Source organism: Stenotrophomonas maltophilia group sp. Smal17, from assembly GCF_030237045.1.
GTDB lineage: Bacteria > Pseudomonadota > Gammaproteobacteria > Xanthomonadales > Xanthomonadaceae > Stenotrophomonas > Stenotrophomonas forensis.
On the sequence record NZ_JASJSU010000082.1, the window covers coordinates 1 to 18,298 of the forward strand.

Genomic DNA, 18,298 nt, shown 5'->3' on the forward strand with positions numbered 1-18,298 from the left:
GGATGCCGGCCAGCGCCCGGCACTACCGGGCGATGGGGCGTCTCCTGCGCCGCTCCAGCACCAGCGCGACCACCAGCACGGTCAGGGCCAGCCCGAACCACTGCACGGCGTAGCCCAGGTGGCGCTGCGGCGGCAGCGTGTTCGGCAGCAGGTCCAGGTCGCGCTCATCGCCGAATGGCAGCGCCGGGTCCAGGCGCAGCACGCGGTCGGGTAGCGCCTGCAGCCCCAGCGCGCGGGCCAGGCCTTCGGCGGGCAGCCGGCTGGCCAGCCAGCGCCCGGCCTCACCCGTCGCGGAGAACGCCGGCCCCAACGCCAACCCCGCCGACGGCGGCGGCGCCAGCAAGCCACGCACGGCTACCGGCGAAGGCGGTGCAGGCAGATCCGGCAAGCTGCGATCCGGTGGCAACGCGCGCCAACCGAGATCCACCAGCAGCACACTGCCGTCGTCACTGCGGAACGGGCGATAGATCTTCACTCCGGCGCGGCCATGCCGGGTCTGGTTGTCCAGCAGCACCACGCCGGGCAGGAAGCGGCCGTGGTCGGCCACGCCGTGCAGCGCACCGGGCGCCGCGAGTGCCTGCGCCAATGGCAACGCCTGTGCCACTGCTGGACCCTGCGCATCCAACATTGCCTGTTTGGCATGCATGCGCTGCAGCTGCCACAGTCCCAATGCGCTGAAACCGGCCATCGCCAGCACCGCCAGCAGCCATCCGATCACGCGCGTGTGCTGGCGCATCATGACAAGTCCGCGCAAACGCGGTCAGATAGGCGCATCCACCCTGCCCTCGAGCCGCGCATGAGTGATTCGCTGAAGACCCTGCTGGTAATCGCGTTTCTGATCGTCATCGTCTGGAATCTGGGCGCCGGCCTGTATTACCTGCTGGTCGACCGCGGCCAGACCAAGCGCACGGTCAACGCACTGACCCGCCGCATCGCGGTGTCGGTGGCCTTGATCGTACTGGTGATCGTGAGCATCTACATGGGCTGGATCAAACCGCACGGCATCGGTGGCTGACCCCACCGATCCGCGCGCGGTCAGAGCACGTAGACGAACAGGAACAGCATCAGCCACACCACATCGACGAAGTGCCAGTACCACGCGGCGGCTTCGAAACCGAAATGGTTGTCGCGGGTGAAGTGGCCCTTGGCCGAACGCAGCCACATCACGATCAGCATGATCGTGCCCAGCAGCACGTGCGCGCCGTGGAAGCCGGTCAGCATGAAGAACGTCGACCCGTAGATGCCCGAGCCCAGCGTCAGGTTCAGTTCCTTGTAGGCGTGGATGTATTCCTCTGCCTGCAGGGTCAGGAAGCCGAGACCGAGCACAACGGTCAGGCCCAGCCAGATCAGCAGCTGGCGGCGGTTGCCGGCCTTCAGTGCGTGATGGGCGATGGTCAGGGTCACGCCGGAAGTGAGCAGGATCAGCGTGTTGATCAGCGGCAGGCCCCAGGCCGGGATGGTCTGGAACGCACCACCGATCGCCGCAGGACCATTGGTCGGCCATCCAGCGGAATAGCCCTGCCAGAGCAGCTCGTTGGTCATCACCCCGCGGCCTTCGCCGCTCAGCCACGACAGGCCGAGATTGCGGGTGTAGAACAGCGCGCCGAAGAAGGCGCCGAAGAACATCACTTCGGAGAAGATGAACCAGACCATGCCCATCCGGAACGAGCCGTCGACCTGGCGGTTGTAGTTGCCGGCCTGCGATTCGCGCACCACGTCGCTGAACCACCAGAACAGGGTCAGCACCAGCATCGCGATGCCGATGTAGAACGTCCAGCGTCCCCAGCTGGCATCGTTGAGCCAGCTGGCCACGCCGACCATGGTCACCATCATCGCGATGGAGCCCACGAACGGCCATTTGCTCTGGGCCGGGACGAAGTACACGTTGGCGTCGGTCGGTGTCTGGGCCATGTCGGTATCCGGGTCAGGGTGCGGCGTGCGCGCCTTCCGAAGTGGCGGCCGGGGCCAGCCGATCGGACAACGCGTCGTTGCGGTAGAAGGTGTAGGACAAGGTGATCGTCCTGATCTCCGGCGGCAGGTCCGGATCGACGATGAAACGTACCGGCATGTCGCGCTTCTCGCCGGCCTGCAGCGTCTGCGCGGTGAAGCAGAAGCACTCGGTCTTGCTGAAGAATCCCGACGCGCGTGCCGGTGCCACCGAAGGCACGGCACTGCCCACCACCGCCTGCGGGCTGTCGTTGCGGGCGAAGTACAGCGCTTCGTTGAGCTCGCCGGGCACCACGTCCATGGTCAGCTGCTCGGGATGGAACGACCATGGCAGGCGCGAATTGACGCCGCCATCGAACTCGACGCGCACAGTACGCCTGCCGGCCACCGCGCCCGCGCTGGCCTCGCTGCCGGGGCCACGCTCCAGGCGCACGCCGAACACCTTCTCGCAGGCGATGCGGTACAGCGGCACCAGCGAGAACGTCAGCAGGAACACCGCTACCGCCACGCCGATCAGGCGCGGCAGCCCGGCGCTGCGTGACGGGGTGCTGGCCGGTGCGTCGCTCATCGGCCGATCACCCCACTGAGGATGAAGCCGACGTAGACCATCACGGCGATGGCGCCGACCCAGGCAGCGGTACGCTTGGCACGCTGGCGCTGCTGCTCGACGCTCCCGCTCTGGTAGAGCCGACCGCTGGTCGGCTGCTCTTCGCTGTTGTAGAGCCGAGCCATGCTCGGCTGCTTTTCGTCAGTCGAGCATGGCTCGACTCTACCCAAGGCATCAGCCGAGCCTTGCTCGACTCTACCGATCGGGAGCGGGCTCTCGTTATGCATGCCCCACCTCAATGCGTGATGTCGTCATGCGCCAGGTCGCCCGGGCGGATGGTCGGCGGTGTGGTGAAGGTGTGCGCCGGTGCCGGCGACGGCAGCGTCCATTCCAGGCCACGCGCGCCTTCCCAGCTGCGCGCCTCGGCCTTTTCACCGTTGCGCAGCGAGGACAGCAGGATCGCCGCCATCATGAACGGGGTAACGAACATGCCGAACGCACCGATCGAGCTGATCAGGTTCCAGTCGGCGAAGGCCACGCTGTAGTCGGGAATACGGCGCGGCATGCCTGCCAGGCCGAGGAAGTGCTGCGGGAAGAACAGCAGGTTGACGAACACGATCGACCACCAGAAGTGCACCTTGGCCCACTTCTCGCTGTACATGCGCCCGGTCCACTTCGGCCACCAGTAGTACACCGCGGCGATCAGCGCGAACACCGCGCCGGTTACCAGCACGTAGTGGAAGTGCGCCACCACGAAGTAGGTGTCGTGGTACTGGAAGTCGGCCGCCACGATGGCCAGCATCAGGCCGGAGAAACCACCGATGGTGAACAGGATGACGAAGGCCACCGACCACAGCATCGGCGCCTCGAACGTCAGCGAGCCACGCCACATGGTGCTGACCCAGTTGAACACCTTCACGCCGGTCGGGATCGAGATCAGCATGGTGGCGAACATGAAGTAGATCTCGCCGCCCAGCGGCATGCCCACGGTGAACATGTGGTGGGCCCAGACGATGAACGACAGGAACGCGATCGCGGCGGTGGCGTACACCATCGCCTGGTAGCCGAACAGCGGCTTGCGGCTGAAGGTCGGGATGATCTCGCTGACCACGCCGAAGGCGGGCAGGATCATGATGTAGACCTCGGGGTGCCCGAAGAACCAGAAGATGTGCTGGTACATCACCGGGTCACCGCCACCGGCGGCATTGAAAAAGCTGGTACCGAAGAACTTGTCGGTCAGCAGCATGGTCACCGCGCCGGCCAGCACCGGCATCACCGCGATCAGCAGGAACGCGGTGATCAGCCAGGCCCAGCAGAAGATCGGCATCTTCAGGAGGTCGATGCCCGGCGCGCGCATGTTCAGCACGGTGGCGATGATGTTGATCGCGCCCATGATCGAACTGATGCCGGCCACGTGGATCGCGAACACGCTGAAGGCCACGTTGTAGCCACCCTGCAGCGACAGCGGCGGGTACAGCGTCCAGCCACCGGCCGGCGCACCACCGGGCAGGAACAGGGTCAGCAGCAACAGGCTGAAGGCCACCGGCAGCAGCCAGAACGACCAGTTGTTCATGCGCGGCAGCGCCATGTCCGGCGCGCCGATCTGCAGCGGGATCATCCAGTTGGCCAGGCCGACGAAGGCCGGCATCACGCCACCGAAGATCATCACCAGCGCATGCACGGTGGTCATCTGGTTGAAGAACTCGGGCTTGACGAACTGCAGGCCCGGCTGCGCCAGCTCGGCGCGGATCACCACGCTCATCGCCGCACCGATGATGAACATGATGAAGCTGAAACCCAGGTACAGCGTGCCGATGTCCTTGTGGTTGGTCGAGAAGAACCAACGCTCGAAGAAACTCTGCTGGTGATGGTGATCGTCGTGCCCAACTGCCGAGTGCGCCATTGCAAAACACCTCTCAGAATCGGTTGTCACCGCAGCCGCAGGCGGCCGCGGGCTTTACATCACGCGCCGCTGGCTGCGGTGGCAGGGGCGCTGGCGGCGTCCGCCGCAGCGGGGGCGGCAGGCGCCTCACCGGCCGGCGCCGCGGGTTCTGCCGGTGCCGCAGGCGTTGCAGGCGCGGCCGGTGGCGCCGGCTTGCGCTGCGCCAGCCACTGCTTGAAGTCTTCCTTGGACACCGCCTCGACCACGATCGGCATGAAGCCATGGTCCTTGCCGCACAGCTCGGCGCACTGGCCGCGGTACACGCCGGGCTGCTCGATGCTGGTCCAGGCCTCGTTGATGAAGCCGGGGATGGCGTCCTGCTTCCAGCCCAGCGCCGGCACCCACCAGGCATGGATCACGTCATCGGAGGTGATGACGAAGCGCACCTTGGTATCCACCGGCAGCACCAGCCGGTTGTCCACGTCCAGCAGGTAATGCGGATGGCTCTCGCGGGTCGGCACGATGCCGCTCTGCCGCACGCGGTCGGACTCACGGTCCAGGCGGCTGGTGAAGGTGACGTTCTCGCCGAGGTATTCGTACTTCCACATCCACTGGTAGCCGGTGACCTTCACCGTCATCTCGGCATCGCGGGTGTCGTACATCTTGATCAGGTTGGCCGTGGCCGGCCATGCCATCACGATCAGGATGATCACCGGGATCACCGTCCAGATCACCTCGGCCTTGGTGTTGTGGCTGAAGGTGGCGGCCACCGCGCCCTTGGATTTGCGGAACTTGAAGATGGCGTAGGCCATCGCACCGAACACGATGACGCCGATCACCGTGCAGATGATCAACGACAGGTTGTTCGACTCCCAGGCCAGGCGCGAGGTCTGGGTCACCCCCTTGCCCATGTTCAGCTGCCACGGCTTGGGATCGGCCGCCTGGGCCCATGCCAATGCCGGAACCAGTCCCCCGGCCACCGTGGCGGCGACCGCTGCAACGCACTTCGTGCCCCACCTGCTGCTTTGCTTCATTGCCTAGACCCTTAGCGTCGTCGGTTGCCGCCATCGCTGGCGGCGAGCAAGCTTTCAAGTGTCTCTGCAAGCGTCTGACGTTCGGCCGGCGCGAGGAAACTCCCCACCTCCACCTGCCGGCCGCTGGATGCCAGCCGGACCCTCTCATCGTCGGTGAGCAGGCGCACCCAGTGGGGGTGGGCCCGGAACACCGGCGATCCACCGGGTACGGGGATGACCTCCACGTACGCCGGCACTACCCGGATCTCCTCCTGCCGTTCTCCGCTGCGCCACAAGGCACGCAGCGCCGCCGCCAGCACCAGGCTGTACAGCAGCGCGAACAGGGGGGCGAATGCATTGCCGGCCAACCACCCGAGGGCGGACACCAGCCACATCGCACCCGACAACACGGTGAACAACAGGACGAACTGCCGGGCATCGAGCGCCCGTGGGGGACGCAGCCGCAGCTGCGTACCTGACCCATCCGGAGCTGGAAGCACCTCGATCATGTCGCAACCGCGTTCCTGCCGCGGGAAACGTCTCGATGGTAGCCCCGCCCTCTCGCCGGTAGCAAGGGTGCATTCACACTTTTTCCCATGCTGCAACACAGCATGAGGTCGGCGGCCCGAATGACGAATTCAGCACAAATATTGCCGAGCCTGCTGAACACGCTGAATCCACCGCAGCTAGGGGCTATCAGCACTTCACGAAGGGAGCTGCGGGGCACTTCCGGAACCCCGAAAAATGATTAAAATCGCCAAGTTTTCCACTGGCCGGACCGGCATGAACGCACCCTCCTCCTCCCCTGCCGCCAGCGACGCCCCGCGTCCCGGCGCGCTGCTGTCGCCGGAACTGCCGGCGTCCACCAACCCGTTCCGCCAGGCCATCACCGATGCCTGGTTGAAGGACGAGGCCAGCCACGTCCGCGATCTTCTGGCGCAGGCCCGCCTGCCCGCCGAGGAGCAGGCCAGGGTGCAGGCGCTGGCCGCCGACCTGGTCGGCCGCGTCCGCGTGCGCGCCAAGGACCAGGGCGCGATCGAAGCCTTCATGCGCCAGTACGACCTGGGCAGCGAGGAGGGCGTGCTGCTGATGTGCGTGGCCGAAGCGCTGCTGCGCATTCCGGACCAGGACACCGCCGACAAGCTGATCCGCGACAAGCTGGCCGACGCCGACTGGGAAAAGCACCTGGGCGGCAGCGACTCGGTGCTGGTCAATGCCTCCACCTGGGGCCTGATGCTGACCGGCAAGCTGGTGCAGATGAACGACGCCACCCGCGCCGATGCGCCCAGCGCGTTCAAGCGCCTGGTCGGCCGCGTCGGTGAGCCGGTGGTGCGCCTGGCCGTGCGCCAGGCGATGAAGATCATGGGCCACCAGTTCGTCATGGGCCGCACGATCAGCGAAGCGCTGTCGCGTTCGCACAAGGGTGACAACGCAGACTACCGCTACTCCTTCGACATGCTGGGCGAAGGCGCGCTGACCATGAAGGACGCGCTGCGCTACCTGGAAGACTACCGTCGTGCGATCCACGCCATCGGCGGCGATCACAAGGCACGCGGCGGCCGTCCGGATGGTGACGTCAACAACGCCCCGGGCATCTCGATCAAGCTGTCGGCGCTGTACCCGCGCTACGAGCACGCCAAGCGCGAGCGCGTGCTGAAGGACCTGGTGCCGGGCGTGCTGGAACTGGCGCAGCTGGCCAAGAGCTACGGCATCGGCTGCACCGTCGACGCCGAAGAATCCGACCGCCTGGAACTGTCGCTGGACATCATCGAACAGGTGTTCAGCGATGCCTCGCTGGCCGGCTGGGATGGCTTCGGCGTGGTCGTGCAGGCCTACCAGAAGCGCACGCCGTACACGATCGACCACCTGGCCGACATGGCGCGCCGCGCCGGTCGTCGCCTGCAGGTGCGCCTGGTCAAGGGCGCCTACTGGGATGCCGAGATCAAGCGCGCGCAGATCGAAGGCTACCCGGGCTACCCGGTGTTCACCCGCAAGCAGAACACCGACGTGTCCTACCTGGCCTGCGCCAAGCGCCTGTTCACCCATGCCGACGCGATCTACCCGATGTTCGCCACGCACAACGCGCACACCATCGCCGCGGTGCGCAGCATCGCCAACGGTGGCGTGTACGAGCACCAGAAGCTGCACGGCATGGGCGACGACCTGTACGCCGAAGTGGTACCGGCCGACCGCCTCGGCCTTCCCTGCCGCGTGTATGCGCCGGTCGGTTCGCATGAAGACCTGCTGCCGTACCTGGTGCGCCGCCTGCTGGAAAACGGCGCCAACTCCAGCTTCGTCAACCGCATCACTGACGAACGCGTGCCGATCGCCGACCTGATCCGCGATCCGGTCGAGATGGTCGCCTCGTTCGCCTCGATCCCCCACCCGAAGATCCCGCTGCCGGTTGACCTGCTGCGCAGCCAGAACCACGACAGGAAGAACTCCATGGGCGCCAACCTCGCCAACGACAACGAACTGCGCGCCCTGGCCGAGCAGATCAACGCGGCCGTGAAGCCCTGGCAGGCTGCCCCGCTGGTGCCGGGTGCGAACCCGGCCGGCGCCGCGCTGCCGGTGACCAACCCGGCCGACACCCGTGAAGTGGTCGGCCAGTGGCTGGCCGCCGATGCCGCCACCGTGCAGAAGGCCCTCGCCAACGCCGTGGCCGCGCAGCCGGCCTGGAACCGCACCCCGGCCGCCAGCCGCGCCGCCATCCTCGAGCACGCCGCCGACCAGCTGGAAGCGCGCATGCCGGAGTTCATGGCGCTGTGCGTGAAGGAGGCCGGCAAGAGCCTGCCCGACAGCATCGCCGAAGTGCGCGAAGCCGTGGATTTCCTGCGCTACTACGCCAAGCAGGCACGCGAGCAGTTCAGCCACGCCGAGAAGCTGCCGAGCCCGACCGGTGAATCCAACGAGCTGCAGCTGCACGGCCGCGGCGTGTTCGTCTGCATCAGCCCGTGGAACTTCCCGCTGGCGATCTTCCTGGGCCAGGTCGCTGCCGCTCTGGCCGCCGGCAACAGCGTCATCGCCAAGCCGGCCGAACAGACCAACCTGATCGGCTACTACGCAGTGAAGCTGCTGCACGACGCCGGCGTGCCGGCCGAGGTGGTGCAGTTCCTGCCGGGCGACGGTGCCACCGTCGGTGCCGCGCTGACCGCCGACCCGCGCGTGGCCGGCGTGGCCTTCACCGGCTCCACCGACACCGCCCGTGCGATCAACCGCGCGATGGCCGCCCGTGACGCCGCCATCGGCGTGCTGATCGCCGAGACCGGTGGCCAGAACGCCTTCATCGCCGACTCCTCGGCGCTGCCGGAACAGCTGGTCAAGGACGCCATCGGTTCGGCCTTCACCTCCGCCGGCCAGCGTTGCTCGGCCGCGCGCGTGCTGTTCGTGCAGGACGACATCGCCGACAAGGTGATGACCATGCTGGCCGGTGCGATGAAGGAACTGAAGGTCGGCAACCCGGGCCTGCTGTCCACCGACGTCGGCCCGGTGATCGACGCCGATGCACTGAAGATCCTGCAGGACCACGCCGTGCGCATGGACCGGGAAGCACGCCTGATCGCCGCCGCCGAGCTGTCCGCAGAAGCCGCCAACGGCACCTTCTTCGCACCGCGCGCGTATGAGCTGAAGGACCTGGGCCAGCTGCACAAGGAAATCTTCGGGCCGGTGCTGCACGTGATCCGCTGGAAGGGCGACCAGCTCGACGCGGTGATCGACCAGATCAACGCCACCGGCTACGGCCTGACCCTGGGCGTGCATTCGCGCATCGACGAAACCGTTGATCGCATCAGCAACGGTGTCCACGTCGGCAACGTCTACGTCAACCGCAACCAGATCGGTGCGGTGGTCGGCGTGCAGCCGTTCGGCGGCCAGGGCCTGTCCGGCACCGGCCCGAAGGCCGGTGGCCCGCACTACCTGCTGCGCTTCGCCACCGAGAAGACGGTGACGGTGAACACCACCGCCGCGGGCGGCAACGCCTCGCTGCTGACCCTGGGCGACTGATCGCCCGGTTGATGCAGTAAAACGAAAAACCCCGCGAAAGCGGGGTTTTTTGTTGCTCAACGTGCTTCGACGCGCATCAGGTTGCGCCAATGGCGCAGCGCCACCAGCGCGTTGATCCAGAAGCCGACATACAGGATCGAGGTCAGGTGCAGGCCACGGCTGTAGTACAGCGGCACCGCCACGGTGTTCACCAGCAGCCACACCCACCACGATTCCAGCTTGCGCCGCATCATCAGGATCTGCGCGATCACGCTCAGCACCAGCACCGCCGAATCGATGTACGGCGCGTAGGCGTTGGTCAGGCGGGTCAACATCCAGCCATAACCGAAGGTGGCCACCACCGCCAACGGCGCCAGCCAGGCCCACGCACGCGGGCGCAGCGCGGTGATCGGCAGCGGCGAACCATGGTCGCCACGCAGCCACTGCCACCAGCCCAGCACGCTGATGGCGATGAAGAAGAACTGCAGCACCATGTCCGCGTACAGATGCGAGCGTTCGAACACCGCTGCGAACAGTGCACAGCCGACGATGCCCAGCCACCAGGTGTGCACGTTGTTGCGGCCGGCCAGCAGGATCGAGCCGGCGACGGCGATGTTGGCAGCCAGCTCCAGCTGGAAGTTCGGGTCGGACAGGTTCATCGCCCTATTGTCATGGATCCGCGCCCTGCAGGGAGGCCACGCCATGAAAAAGGAAAGGCCCCGCTTGCGCGGGGCCCTCCGTGTCCTGCTTCAGGCGAACGCCTGGATCAGAACTTGTACTGGAACGAAGCAGCCAGCACGTCGCCACGGACCTTGTACTTGCCAGCCAGCGAGTTGCCCTGATTGTTGGTGGTCGGCTGGATGTTCACGTTCGGGTCGCTGGTGAACAGGTGGGTGTAGCCGAAGTTGTATTCGGTGTTCGCCGACGGGGTCCAGCCCACGCCCAGCGACAGCCACTTGCGGCTGGTATCCGGCACGCGGACGTCACGATGAGCGTCGGTGGTCGGGGTCTGGTCCAGCGCGACACCACCGCGCAGGGTGACGGTATCGCTCAGCTTGTAGTCCGCACCCAGCGACACGAAGGTGGTATCGCGATAGCCGAAGTCCAGCACAGAGTCCTTCTGGGCCGAAGCATAGTCGATGGTGAAGGAGTCGAATGCGGTCGACCAAGCGGTGCGGGTGACGTCACCCATCACGGTCCAGCGATCGTTGACCTTGTGCGTCACGCTCAGGGTCGCCGACGCCGGCAGCTTCACGGTTGCCTTGCCACTGGTGCTGACGAACTGGCCCGGCTGGGTCTGACCCAGGATGGTCGCAGTGCGGCCATTGTCATTCGGCATCAGGAAGGTGGCATCGCCGCCGGTGATCTTGTGCGTGACCTTGGAGCGATAGCTCAGGCCGATGTGGGTGTTCTCATCGATCGAGAACAGGCCACCGACCGTCCAGCCCACGGCATTGTTGTCACCTTCAACGGTCAGCTTGCCATCGGCGCTGCCCGGGGCGTAGCCCGGCACGCGGGCCTGGGCCAACGCAGTACCGAAGTCGATGTTGTTGCTGAGCTCGATGGTCAGGTGTTCAACGAACACCGACGCGCCGAACGAGACGTACGGGTTGACGTCATAGGATGCGGCAAAGCCAAGATCGATGGCCTTCAGGTCGGTCTTCAGGCCGCTGTAGCGACCCACCCAACCATTGTCGTACTCGGTCTTGAAACCAAACGGAGCAGTCAGCGACACACCGAAGTGGGCCTTCTCGCCGATCGGCATGTGGAAGTACGCGGCCGGAACCGGGGCGATCATGCCAGCGTCGCCGCCGTCACCGCCGGTCTGCGCGGCGCCGGTCGGCTTGCGACCCTGGCCCTTGAACTCGGCCTTGAAGCTGATGGCGCTCAGGTCACCCTGGATCAGGGTGCCGTCCAGCTGACGCATGCCGGCCGGGTTGACGGCGATGATGGAGGCGTCGCCCTCGGCGCTGCCGGAGCCGGCGAACGCACGGCCGAGGCCCTTGGCACTGTTTTCCTTCAACTGGAAGGCGGCGGCGTTGGCATCGGCGGCGGCCAGCGCACCGGCAACGCCGACGGCCAGCAGGGTCAAACGGGCAATGGTGGAAGCGGTTTGCATCGTAGTTCTCTCTCCGGTAAGCGGTGATGGTGCTCTGAGTGCGCCTGCGCCCGGCCGGCCCTGGGGCCCTTCGGAGCGCGCCGGATTCCCCTCCCGACATACGACGCCGTATGCGAGTATTACCCAGAGCTGTTAATGAAACAATAACAGCGCCGGCGGTTTTTTCGTCTCAAAAGCTGAACAGGACCATCCCCGCCACAAGCGCCCGCACGCTAGGCTAATGCCATGTTCGTCTCCCTCCCGTCGCGCAAGAAGGCGGCCCTGCGCTGGGCCACGCCCGTGCTGTTTGCGGCATTGTGGCTGGCGTTCCTGTGGTCGATCTCGCGCCCGGACGATGCCCGCGGCAGCCTCTGGCTGGACTGGGGCGCCCTGTCCACCGGCCTGACCCACCCGCTGGACTGGTGGGCGACCCTGCAGGACGGCAGCGTGCTGCGCCTGTTCACCGCCCTGTTCCTGCACGCGGACTGGTCACACCTGCTGGGCAACCTGGTGTTCCTGCTGATCTTCGGCCTGCCCGCCGAGCGCGTGCTGGGGCCGTGGCGGTTGCTGCTGCTGTTCCTGGTCGGCGGCGCGGTGTCCAACCTGGTGGCGATCTACACCATGGGCAGCCCGGACCAGATCATCATCGGCGCCAGCGGCGCGGTCTCGGCGCTGATCGGCGCCTACCTGGCCCTGTTCCCCGGCGCCCGCCTGGGCGTGGTGATCCCGCTCGGCCTGTTCCTGGAGTTCGTGCGCGCCCCGGCCTACCTGCTGATCGGCGTGTGGGCCGCACTGCAGGTGGTGTTCGCGCACATCGGCCCCAGCTTCGGCATGGTGGCCTGGTGGGCGCACATCGGCGGCTTCGTGTTCGGCCTGCTGTACGGGGTCTACGTGCGCGCGGCCATCGCGCGCCGGCTGCGCAAGCGCCACGGATTCTGACCTACCGGGTAGTGCCGGCCGCTGGCCGGCTCCACGCTCACCCGCTCGTAGATCAGTCGAGCATGGCTCGACTCTACAGAATCAAGGCTTGGCCGGGACCGGCGCGGGCTTGGCTTCCAGCGTGCTGTCCGCCTTCGGTTCGACTTTCTGCTCCGGCTTCGCTTCGGGCTTCGCCGCAGCGGCCTTCGCGGCCTTGGCCGCCTCCGCCTTGGCGGCTTCGGCCTTCAAGCGTGCCGCCACCGAACCCGGGTTCTTGAGTTCGGCCAGCGCATCGTTGATCGGGCCATCGCCCGGCAGCACGGCACCGGCGTGGTAGCCCTCGGTGCCTTCATCGTCGCCGCGCAGATGGCCCGGCAGGGTCGCTTCGCTGTAGTCGCTGAGGCTGGCCGGCAGTGCATCCTCGGCCGGCGTGGCAGCGGGTTTCAATTCAACGTCCGGCACGATGCCGGTGGCCTGGATCGACTTGCCGCTGGGCGTGTAATAGCGCGCGGTGGTCAGCTTCACCGAATCCCCGTTGTCCAGCGGCAGCACGGTCTGCACCGAACCCTTGCCGAAGGTGCGGCTGCCGACCACGCGGGCGCGCTTGTTGTCGCGCAGCGCGCCGGCCAGCACTTCCGAGGCACTGGCCGAACCGGCATCGGCCAGCACCACCACCGGTGCGCCCTTCAGCAGGTCGCCGGGGGTCGCGTCGAACCGTGCGTCGCTGATGCTGATGCGGCCGCGGGTGCTGACGATGTTGCCCTTGTCGAGCAGATCATCGGCCACCTGCACCGCGGCGGTCAGCAGGCCACCCGGGTTGCTGCGCAGGTCCAGCACCAGGCCCTTGAGCTGGCCACCGGACTGCTTCTGCAGCTGCTGCACGTGCTTCTGGAAGTCCGAACCGGTATCGGCCTGGAAGGTGCTCAGGCGGATGTAGCCATACCCCGGCTCCAGCAGGCGGCTGCGCACGCTGGTCACGCGGATGGTCTGGCGGGTGAGGCTGACGTCGAACGGCTTCGGCTTGCCTTCGCGCACGATGGTCAGCACCACCTTGCTGCCGGCCGGGCCGCGCAGCGGCTCGCTGGCGTCGATCGCGCTGATCGGCTTGCCGTCGATGGCGATGATCAGGTCACCGGCGAGGATGCCGGCCTTGGCTGCCGGCGTGTCGTCGATCGGCGAGATCACCTTCATGCTGGCGTTGTCCGGCTGCTGCTGCAGCTCCACGCCGATACCCTCGTAAGCGCCGTTGGCCTGCTCGTCGAAGGCCTGCGCGTCTTCCTTGTTGAAGTAGGTGCTGTGCGGATCGAGGTCGAGCAGCAGGCCACGTACCGCTGACTGCATCAGCTTCTTGTCGTCCACCGGATCCACGTAGGCGGCGCGCACCGCGTTGTACACGGCCACGAAACGGCGGATTTCCTCCAGCGGCACCTTCGAGGTTACCGCCTCCTCGCTGTTCGCTGCCTGCCCACTGGTTTCCTGGCTCGGGGCGGGCGCGGTCTGCTGCGCCCAGGACAGCGCTGGCAACAGGGCCAGCAAGAGGGTGGCGGTACGGGCTGCGCGCATGGATCACTCCTGTCGACGGTGGCATCGTGCCCAAGGCACATGCGCCGATTATGCGCGAAGCACAGCTAAATTCCCGTTGAATCCGCCCGTCACGCGACGGCGCCGGATTCAGCGCCGCTGCAGCCAGCTGTCCGGATTGACCGGCTGCCCGCCACGGCGCAGCTCGAAGTAAAGCGCGGTGACGCCCTGGCCGCCGGAATTGCCGACCTTGGCCACCGCATCGCCGCGGCTGACCCGTGCGCCGGCATCCTTCAGCAGGGTGTCGTTGTGTGCGTACAGGCTCATGTAGCCGTTGCCGTGGTCGACGATCAGGATCATGCCGTAGCCGGTCATCCAGTCGGAGAACACCACCGTGCCATCGGCCACGGCGGTGACCGTGCTGCCGGCCGGCGCGCCGATCAGCACGCCGCTGCTGGTGCGCCCGTCGGGCAGCTTGCCGCCGTAGCGGGCCAGCAGATTGCCCGACAACGGCCAGCCCAGTCCGCCCACCTTCGGTGCCGGCGCCGAGGCCACCGCGGGCGGCACCTTGGTCGGCGGTGGCGGGCGGCCTTCCGCCTTGGCCTGGCGTGCGGCCTTCTCGGCGGCGGCTTTCTCGGCAGCAGCCCGGCGCGCGGCGGCGCGACGCTCGGCTTCGGCACGGGCCGCCGCGGCACGCAGATTGGCCAGCAGCGTTTCCAGCGCCTTTGCATCCTGGCCCAGCGCTTGTTCCTTTTCGCGCTGGTCCTTGAAGCGTTCGTCCAGCGAGGCCACGGTCTGCGCCCGATCACGGCGATCGGCCGCCAGGGTGGCCGCCTGCTGCTTCTGGTCACGCTGCGCGCCCTGCAGCTTCTGCTGGCGTTCGGCGATCTGCGCTTGCAGGGCTTCCAGTTCCTTCAGGTCAGCGGTCAGCGTGGTGATGCGCTGCGCGCGTTCGCGCTGCAGATAGCGGTGATAGGCCAGGGCACGGTTGGCATCGGCCACGGTGTCCTGCGACAGCAGCAGCTTCAGCGGTGCGTGGTTGCCCAGCTGATAGGCCGCGCGCAGCAGGCCGGCCAGTTCGCGGTGCTGCTGGGCCAGGTTGTTCTGCAGGCTGCTGCGGCGCTGCTCGGCTTCGGCCAGGGCACGGCTCTGCTCACGCAGTGCGGTCTCGGTCTGCGCAAGCGCGCGTCCGCTGCGGGCCACCTTCTCGTCGGCCTCGCGCAGTTGCTGTGACGCCTGCCCGCGCTGGCCTTCGATTTGACGACGCTCCTGCGCCACGCCTTTCAGTTCGGTGCGCAGCTTCTGCAGCTTGCGCTCGGTCTCACGGGTGGTCTGCGCCGCGGCGGGCAGTGGCAGGGCCAGCGCGATCGCCAGCGCCAACAGCAGGCAGCGCCCGCCGCGGGCAGCGGCGATGTGATGTCGGCGTGATGGGAAGGCGTTGTCGCGCAAGGGCTTTCCAGTGACTTCAGGCAGTTGCGGGGGCTACCGGGGAATGGTGACATCTCCGCACGCGGCCTGCCAGCCGCACATCCATCGAGGTCCCCATGAAAACTCTTTCCATTCCGCTGCTGTTGGGCGTCCTGCTCGCGGCCGGCCCGGCCGGCGCCCAGGGCAACATCAGCAAGGTCAACGGCAGCATCAGCGCCGAACCCGGCCAGCGCTACGGCAAGCTGGATACGGTCAACGGCGGTATCCGCGTTGGCGAAGGCGCGGAAACCAGCAGTATCGATACCGTCAACGGCGGGGTGAAAGTGGCCGACCGCGCACGCACCGGCAAGATCGAGACAGTCAACGGCGGCGTGCGCCTGGGCCGCGAAGTCATTGCGCATGGCAGCGTCAGCACGGTCAACGGCAGCATCTTCAGCGACCGTGGCAGCCAGATCGAAGGCGGCGTTGAAACCGTGAACGGTGGCATCGGCCTGGTCGAAAGCCGCGTCGGCAAGGATGTGGAGACCGTCAACGGTGACATCACCGTGGGGATCGGCTCGCAGGTCAACGGCGGTGTGCACGTCCGCAAGCCCAATTTCAGCGTCTCGCTGACTGCCAGCCGCAAGCCGCGCGTGATCATCGGCCCCAATGCCGTGGTCAATGGCCCCCTGCAGTTCGAACGCGAGGTGGTGCTGTACGTGCACCGCAGCGCCCGCATCGGGCCGGTCACCGGCGCCGAGCCGATCCCGTTCGACACCGAAACCGCCCCGGCGGACTGAGCCACCGCGCCTTTCGGTCCGGTGATCCTCGCCCAACCGGTCGTGCACAACGTACGGCCACCCTTTGTTACCCAGGAATCGACGATGCCCCGCAAACTCCTCCTGTGCCTGGCCGCCGCGGCCGCGCTCAGTGCCTGCAAAGGCGAAGATACGCCGGCCGCCGCGCCAGCCACCGACACTGCGGCCGCCAAGCCCGCCGCCCATTCGTTCTCGCCGGACATCAATGCCGGCGACTTTGCCGAGATGGTCAAGACCCTGGCCTCGGATGAGTTCGAAGGCCGCGCCCCGGGCAGCAAGGGCGAAGAGCTGACGGTCAACTACATCCGCGACCAGATGCAGCGCATCGGCCTGCAGCCCGGCAACGGCGACAGCTGGTTCCAGGATGTGCCGATGACCGAAACCACGGCCGACGAATCGACCGTGCTGAAGATCACCCAGGGCGGCAAGACCACCGAGCTGAAGTTCGGCACCGACATGGTGGTCGGCACGCGTACCGGCCAAGCCGAGGTGAAGGTCGATGCCAGCGACCTGGTGTTCGTCGGCTACGGCGTCGATGCACCGGAGCAGAAGTGGAACGACTACGCCGGCCAGGACTGGAAGGGCAAGACGGTTGTCATGTTCGTCAACGACCCCGGCTTCCACGTCGATGACGACAAGCTGTTCGACGGCAAGCGCATGACCTACTACGGCCGCTGGACCTACAAGTTCGAAGAGGCCGCACGCAAGGGCGCCGCCGCCGCGCTGATCGTGCACGACACCGCGGGCGCCTCCTATGGCTGGGATGTGGTGAAGAACTCCTGGGCCGGCCCGCAGTACGACCTGCCCGCCAAGGATGATCCGGAAGCCCGTATCCCGGTGCAGGGCTGGCTGAGCGCGGAGGCCGCCAAGACGTTGTTCGCCGGTGCCGGCCTGGATCTGGCGCAGGCCTACAAGGACGCCAGCAAGCGCGGTTTCAAGCCGGTGCCGCTGAAGGCCACCGCGGCGGTTGATCTGAAGAGCCGGATCGCGCAGAAGCAGTCGCGCAACGTGGTGGGCGTGCTGCCGGGCAGCAAGCGTGCCGACGAGGCCGTGCTGTACATGGCGCACTGGGACCACCTGGGCAAGCACGAGGGTGAGACCGGCGACAACATCTACAACGGTGCGATCGACAACGCGACCGGCGTGGCCGGCATCCTCGAGGTGGCCGAAGCGATGGCCCACCAGCAGCCGAAGCCGGAGCGCTCGGTGGTGTTCCTGGCCGTGACCCTGGAAGAGTCGGGCCTGCTCGGTTCGAAGTACTACGTCGCGCACCCGACCTTCCCGCTGGACAAGATTGCCGGCGTGATCAACATCGACGCGATGTCGGTGGCGGGCCGCGCCAAGGACGTGACCGTGACCGGTTTCGGCAGCTCGGAGCTGGAAGACATCCTCAAGCCGCTGGCCGCCGCCCAGGACCGCACCCTGCACGGTGAGACCTCGGTGCAGAGTGGCTTCTACTTCCGTTCGGACCACTTCAACTTCGCCAAGGCCGGCGTGCCGGCCCTGTATGCCGATGGCGGCGAGGACCTGCGCGAGGGCGGCGTGGAGGCGGGCCGCAAGGCCGCCGCCGACTACGGTGCCAACCGCTACCATGGCCCGAAGGACGAGTTCGACGCGGCCACCTGGAAGCTGGACGGCACCGTCGAAGACCTGCAGTTGATGTACGGCGTCGGCAAGGAACTGGCCGGCGGTGATCGTTGGCCGAACTGGTACGAGGGCAACCCCTTCAAGGCGGCCCGAGACGCGATGATGAAGGACAAGGCCGCAGCCAAGTAGAGTCGAGCTTGCTCGACTGAGTATCGTTGAGGTCAAAGCGGCGCCCCACGGGGCGCCGCTTTTTTTTTGCGCTCCACCATGGGTGGGTGCCAACCTTGGTTGGCACCTCTTTACACGGCGGGCGCCTCATCCACGCATGGCGTGGATCTACTGGTAGTGCCGGCCGCTGGCCGGCAAACGGCGGCGGGGGCATCAACTCATCCGCCGGCCAGCGGGCACCACCACCCGCATTTTCTGCGCCCAAAGAAAAACCCCGCTGCGCAAGCAGCGGGGTTTTGGGTGTAAACCCTGGCGATGACCTACTCTCGCATGGCTTGAGCCACACTACCATCGGCGCAGCTGCGTTTCACTTCCGAGTTCGGGATGGGATCGGGTGGTTCCACAGCGCTA

General features: G+C 66.8%; 16 protein-coding genes and 1 rRNA gene. 5 read left to right on the plus strand and 12 right to left on the minus strand.

Annotated features, from left to right (window positions below):
• Positions 1-22 precede the first annotated feature (22 nt).
• The gene (locus tag QRO93_RS17185) at positions 23-739 is read right to left on the minus strand and encodes an SURF1 family protein (RefSeq protein WP_053448583.1); all 717 of its coding nucleotides are present in this window, start codon (positions 737-739) and stop codon (positions 23-25) included.
• 57 nt (positions 740-796) lie between these two features.
• Here QRO93_RS17185 and QRO93_RS17190 point away from each other — a divergent pair, with 57 nt between their 5' ends.
• Entirely contained in the window at positions 797-1,015 is a 219-nt protein-coding gene (locus QRO93_RS17190; RefSeq protein WP_008264755.1) for a twin transmembrane helix small protein, read from the plus strand.
• Positions 1,016-1,035: 20 nt separating this feature from the next.
• On the opposite strand, the gene QRO93_RS17195 is transcribed toward QRO93_RS17190, so the two are convergent.
• Genes QRO93_RS17195 through QRO93_RS17220 form a run of 6 tightly spaced genes read right to left on the minus strand, consistent with a single transcriptional unit; the run spans position 1,036 to position 5,898 of the window.
• Positions 1,036-1,911: a cytochrome c oxidase subunit 3 gene (locus QRO93_RS17195; protein WP_049457763.1), complete on the minus strand. Its 876-nt coding sequence runs from the start codon at positions 1,909-1,911 to the stop codon at positions 1,036-1,038.
• 13 nt (positions 1,912-1,924) lie between these two features.
• The gene (locus tag QRO93_RS17200; protein WP_180880649.1) at positions 1,925-2,515 is read right to left on the minus strand and encodes a cytochrome c oxidase assembly protein; all 591 of its coding nucleotides are present in this window, start codon (positions 2,513-2,515) and stop codon (positions 1,925-1,927) included.
• Complete coding sequence (locus QRO93_RS21625) at positions 2,512-2,781, minus strand: hypothetical protein (RefSeq protein ID WP_180880651.1); 270 nt, start codon at positions 2,779-2,781, stop codon at positions 2,512-2,514. Before QRO93_RS21625 ends, QRO93_RS17200 begins: the two co-directional genes overlap by 4 nt.
• Positions 2,782-2,789: 8 nt before the next feature.
• The gene (gene ctaD, locus QRO93_RS17210; protein WP_004153896.1) at positions 2,790-4,397 is read right to left on the minus strand and encodes a cytochrome c oxidase subunit I; all 1,608 of its coding nucleotides are present in this window, start codon (positions 4,395-4,397) and stop codon (positions 2,790-2,792) included.
• A gap of 59 nt (positions 4,398-4,456) precedes the next feature.
• The gene (coxB, locus tag QRO93_RS17215; protein WP_180880652.1) at positions 4,457-5,410 is read right to left on the minus strand and encodes a cytochrome c oxidase subunit II; all 954 of its coding nucleotides are present in this window, start codon (positions 5,408-5,410) and stop codon (positions 4,457-4,459) included.
• Between the two features lie 11 nt (positions 5,411-5,421).
• The gene (locus tag QRO93_RS17220; protein WP_004153894.1) at positions 5,422-5,898 is read right to left on the minus strand and encodes a DUF2244 domain-containing protein; all 477 of its coding nucleotides are present in this window, start codon (positions 5,896-5,898) and stop codon (positions 5,422-5,424) included.
• Between the two features lie 274 nt (positions 5,899-6,172).
• Between QRO93_RS17220 and putA the strand changes: the two genes are divergently transcribed.
• A complete protein-coding gene (gene putA / locus QRO93_RS17225; protein ID WP_180880653.1) occupies positions 6,173-9,391 on the plus strand; it encodes a bifunctional proline dehydrogenase/L-glutamate gamma-semialdehyde dehydrogenase PutA in 3,219 nt (1,072 codons plus the stop codon).
• Between the two features lie 56 nt (positions 9,392-9,447).
• On the opposite strand, the gene pnuC is transcribed toward putA, so the two are convergent.
• Positions 9,448-10,029 carry a nicotinamide riboside transporter PnuC gene (pnuC, locus tag QRO93_RS17230; RefSeq protein ID WP_164242719.1) on the minus strand — a complete coding sequence of 194 codons (582 nt, stop codon included), beginning with the start codon at positions 10,027-10,029 and terminating at the stop codon, positions 9,448-9,450.
• A gap of 107 nt (positions 10,030-10,136) precedes the next feature.
• On the minus strand, positions 10,137-11,489 hold the full coding sequence (locus tag QRO93_RS17235) for an outer membrane protein transport protein (protein ID WP_285304294.1): 1,353 nt from the start codon (positions 11,487-11,489) through the stop codon (positions 10,137-10,139).
• Positions 11,490-11,714: 225 nt separating this feature from the next.
• Between QRO93_RS17235 and QRO93_RS17240 the strand changes: the two genes are divergently transcribed.
• Entirely contained in the window at positions 11,715-12,407 is a 693-nt protein-coding gene (locus QRO93_RS17240) for a rhomboid family intramembrane serine protease (RefSeq protein ID WP_004153881.1), read from the plus strand.
• 81 nt (positions 12,408-12,488) lie between these two features.
• On the opposite strand, the gene QRO93_RS17245 is transcribed toward QRO93_RS17240, so the two are convergent.
• On the minus strand, positions 12,489-13,949 hold the full coding sequence (locus QRO93_RS17245) for a S41 family peptidase (RefSeq protein WP_180880654.1): 1,461 nt from the start codon (positions 13,947-13,949) through the stop codon (positions 12,489-12,491).
• 108 nt (positions 13,950-14,057) lie between these two features.
• Positions 14,058-15,356 carry a murein hydrolase activator EnvC gene (locus tag QRO93_RS17250; protein ID WP_180880655.1) on the minus strand — a complete coding sequence of 433 codons (1,299 nt, stop codon included), beginning with the start codon at positions 15,354-15,356 and terminating at the stop codon, positions 14,058-14,060.
• A 95-nt stretch (positions 15,357-15,451) separates the two neighbouring features.
• Between QRO93_RS17250 and QRO93_RS17255 the strand changes: the two genes are divergently transcribed.
• Both QRO93_RS17255 and QRO93_RS17260 read left to right on the plus strand, forming a co-directional pair.
• A complete protein-coding gene (locus tag QRO93_RS17255) occupies positions 15,452-16,114 on the plus strand; it encodes a hypothetical protein (RefSeq protein ID WP_180880656.1) in 663 nt (220 codons plus the stop codon).
• An 84-nt stretch (positions 16,115-16,198) separates the two neighbouring features.
• Positions 16,199-17,908 carry a M28 family metallopeptidase gene (locus tag QRO93_RS17260; protein WP_180880657.1) on the plus strand — a complete coding sequence of 570 codons (1,710 nt, stop codon included), beginning with the start codon at positions 16,199-16,201 and terminating at the stop codon, positions 17,906-17,908.
• 286 nt (positions 17,909-18,194) lie between these two features.
• Here the strand turns inward: QRO93_RS17260 and rrf are convergent.
• Positions 18,195-18,298, minus strand: a 5S ribosomal RNA gene (gene rrf / locus QRO93_RS17265); the annotation flags it as partial.

Coding starts and splice junctions, on each gene's coding strand:
- QRO93_RS17185 (WP_053448583.1), bottom strand. CDS start 739: ATGATGCGCCAGCACACGCGCGTGATCGGATGGCTGCTGGCGGTGCTG.
- QRO93_RS17190 (WP_008264755.1), top strand. CDS start 797: ATGAGTGATTCGCTGAAGACCCTGCTGGTAATCGCGTTTCTGATCGTC.
- QRO93_RS17195 (WP_049457763.1), bottom strand. CDS start 1,911: ATGGCCCAGACACCGACCGACGCCAACGTGTACTTCGTCCCGGCCCAG.
- QRO93_RS17200 (WP_180880649.1), bottom strand. CDS start 2,515: ATGAGCGACGCACCGGCCAGCACCCCGTCACGCAGCGCCGGGCTGCCG.
- QRO93_RS21625 (WP_180880651.1), bottom strand. CDS start 2,781: ATGCATAACGAGAGCCCGCTCCCGATCGGTAGAGTCGAGCAAGGCTCG.
- ctaD (WP_004153896.1), bottom strand. CDS start 4,397: ATGGCGCACTCGGCAGTTGGGCACGACGATCACCATCACCAGCAGAGT.
- coxB (WP_180880652.1), bottom strand. CDS start 5,410: ATGAAGCAAAGCAGCAGGTGGGGCACGAAGTGCGTTGCAGCGGTCGCC.
- QRO93_RS17220 (WP_004153894.1), bottom strand. CDS start 5,898: ATGATCGAGGTGCTTCCAGCTCCGGATGGGTCAGGTACGCAGCTGCGG.
- putA (WP_180880653.1), top strand. CDS start 6,173: ATGAACGCACCCTCCTCCTCCCCTGCCGCCAGCGACGCCCCGCGTCCC.
- pnuC (WP_164242719.1), bottom strand. CDS start 10,029: ATGAACCTGTCCGACCCGAACTTCCAGCTGGAGCTGGCTGCCAACATC.
- QRO93_RS17235 (WP_285304294.1), bottom strand. CDS start 11,489: ATGCAAACCGCTTCCACCATTGCCCGTTTGACCCTGCTGGCCGTCGGC.
- QRO93_RS17240 (WP_004153881.1), top strand. CDS start 11,715: ATGTTCGTCTCCCTCCCGTCGCGCAAGAAGGCGGCCCTGCGCTGGGCC.
- QRO93_RS17245 (WP_180880654.1), bottom strand. CDS start 13,949: ATGCGCGCAGCCCGTACCGCCACCCTCTTGCTGGCCCTGTTGCCAGCG.
- QRO93_RS17255 (WP_180880656.1), top strand. CDS start 15,452: ATGAAAACTCTTTCCATTCCGCTGCTGTTGGGCGTCCTGCTCGCGGCC.
- QRO93_RS17260 (WP_180880657.1), top strand. CDS start 16,199: ATGCCCCGCAAACTCCTCCTGTGCCTGGCCGCCGCGGCCGCGCTCAGT.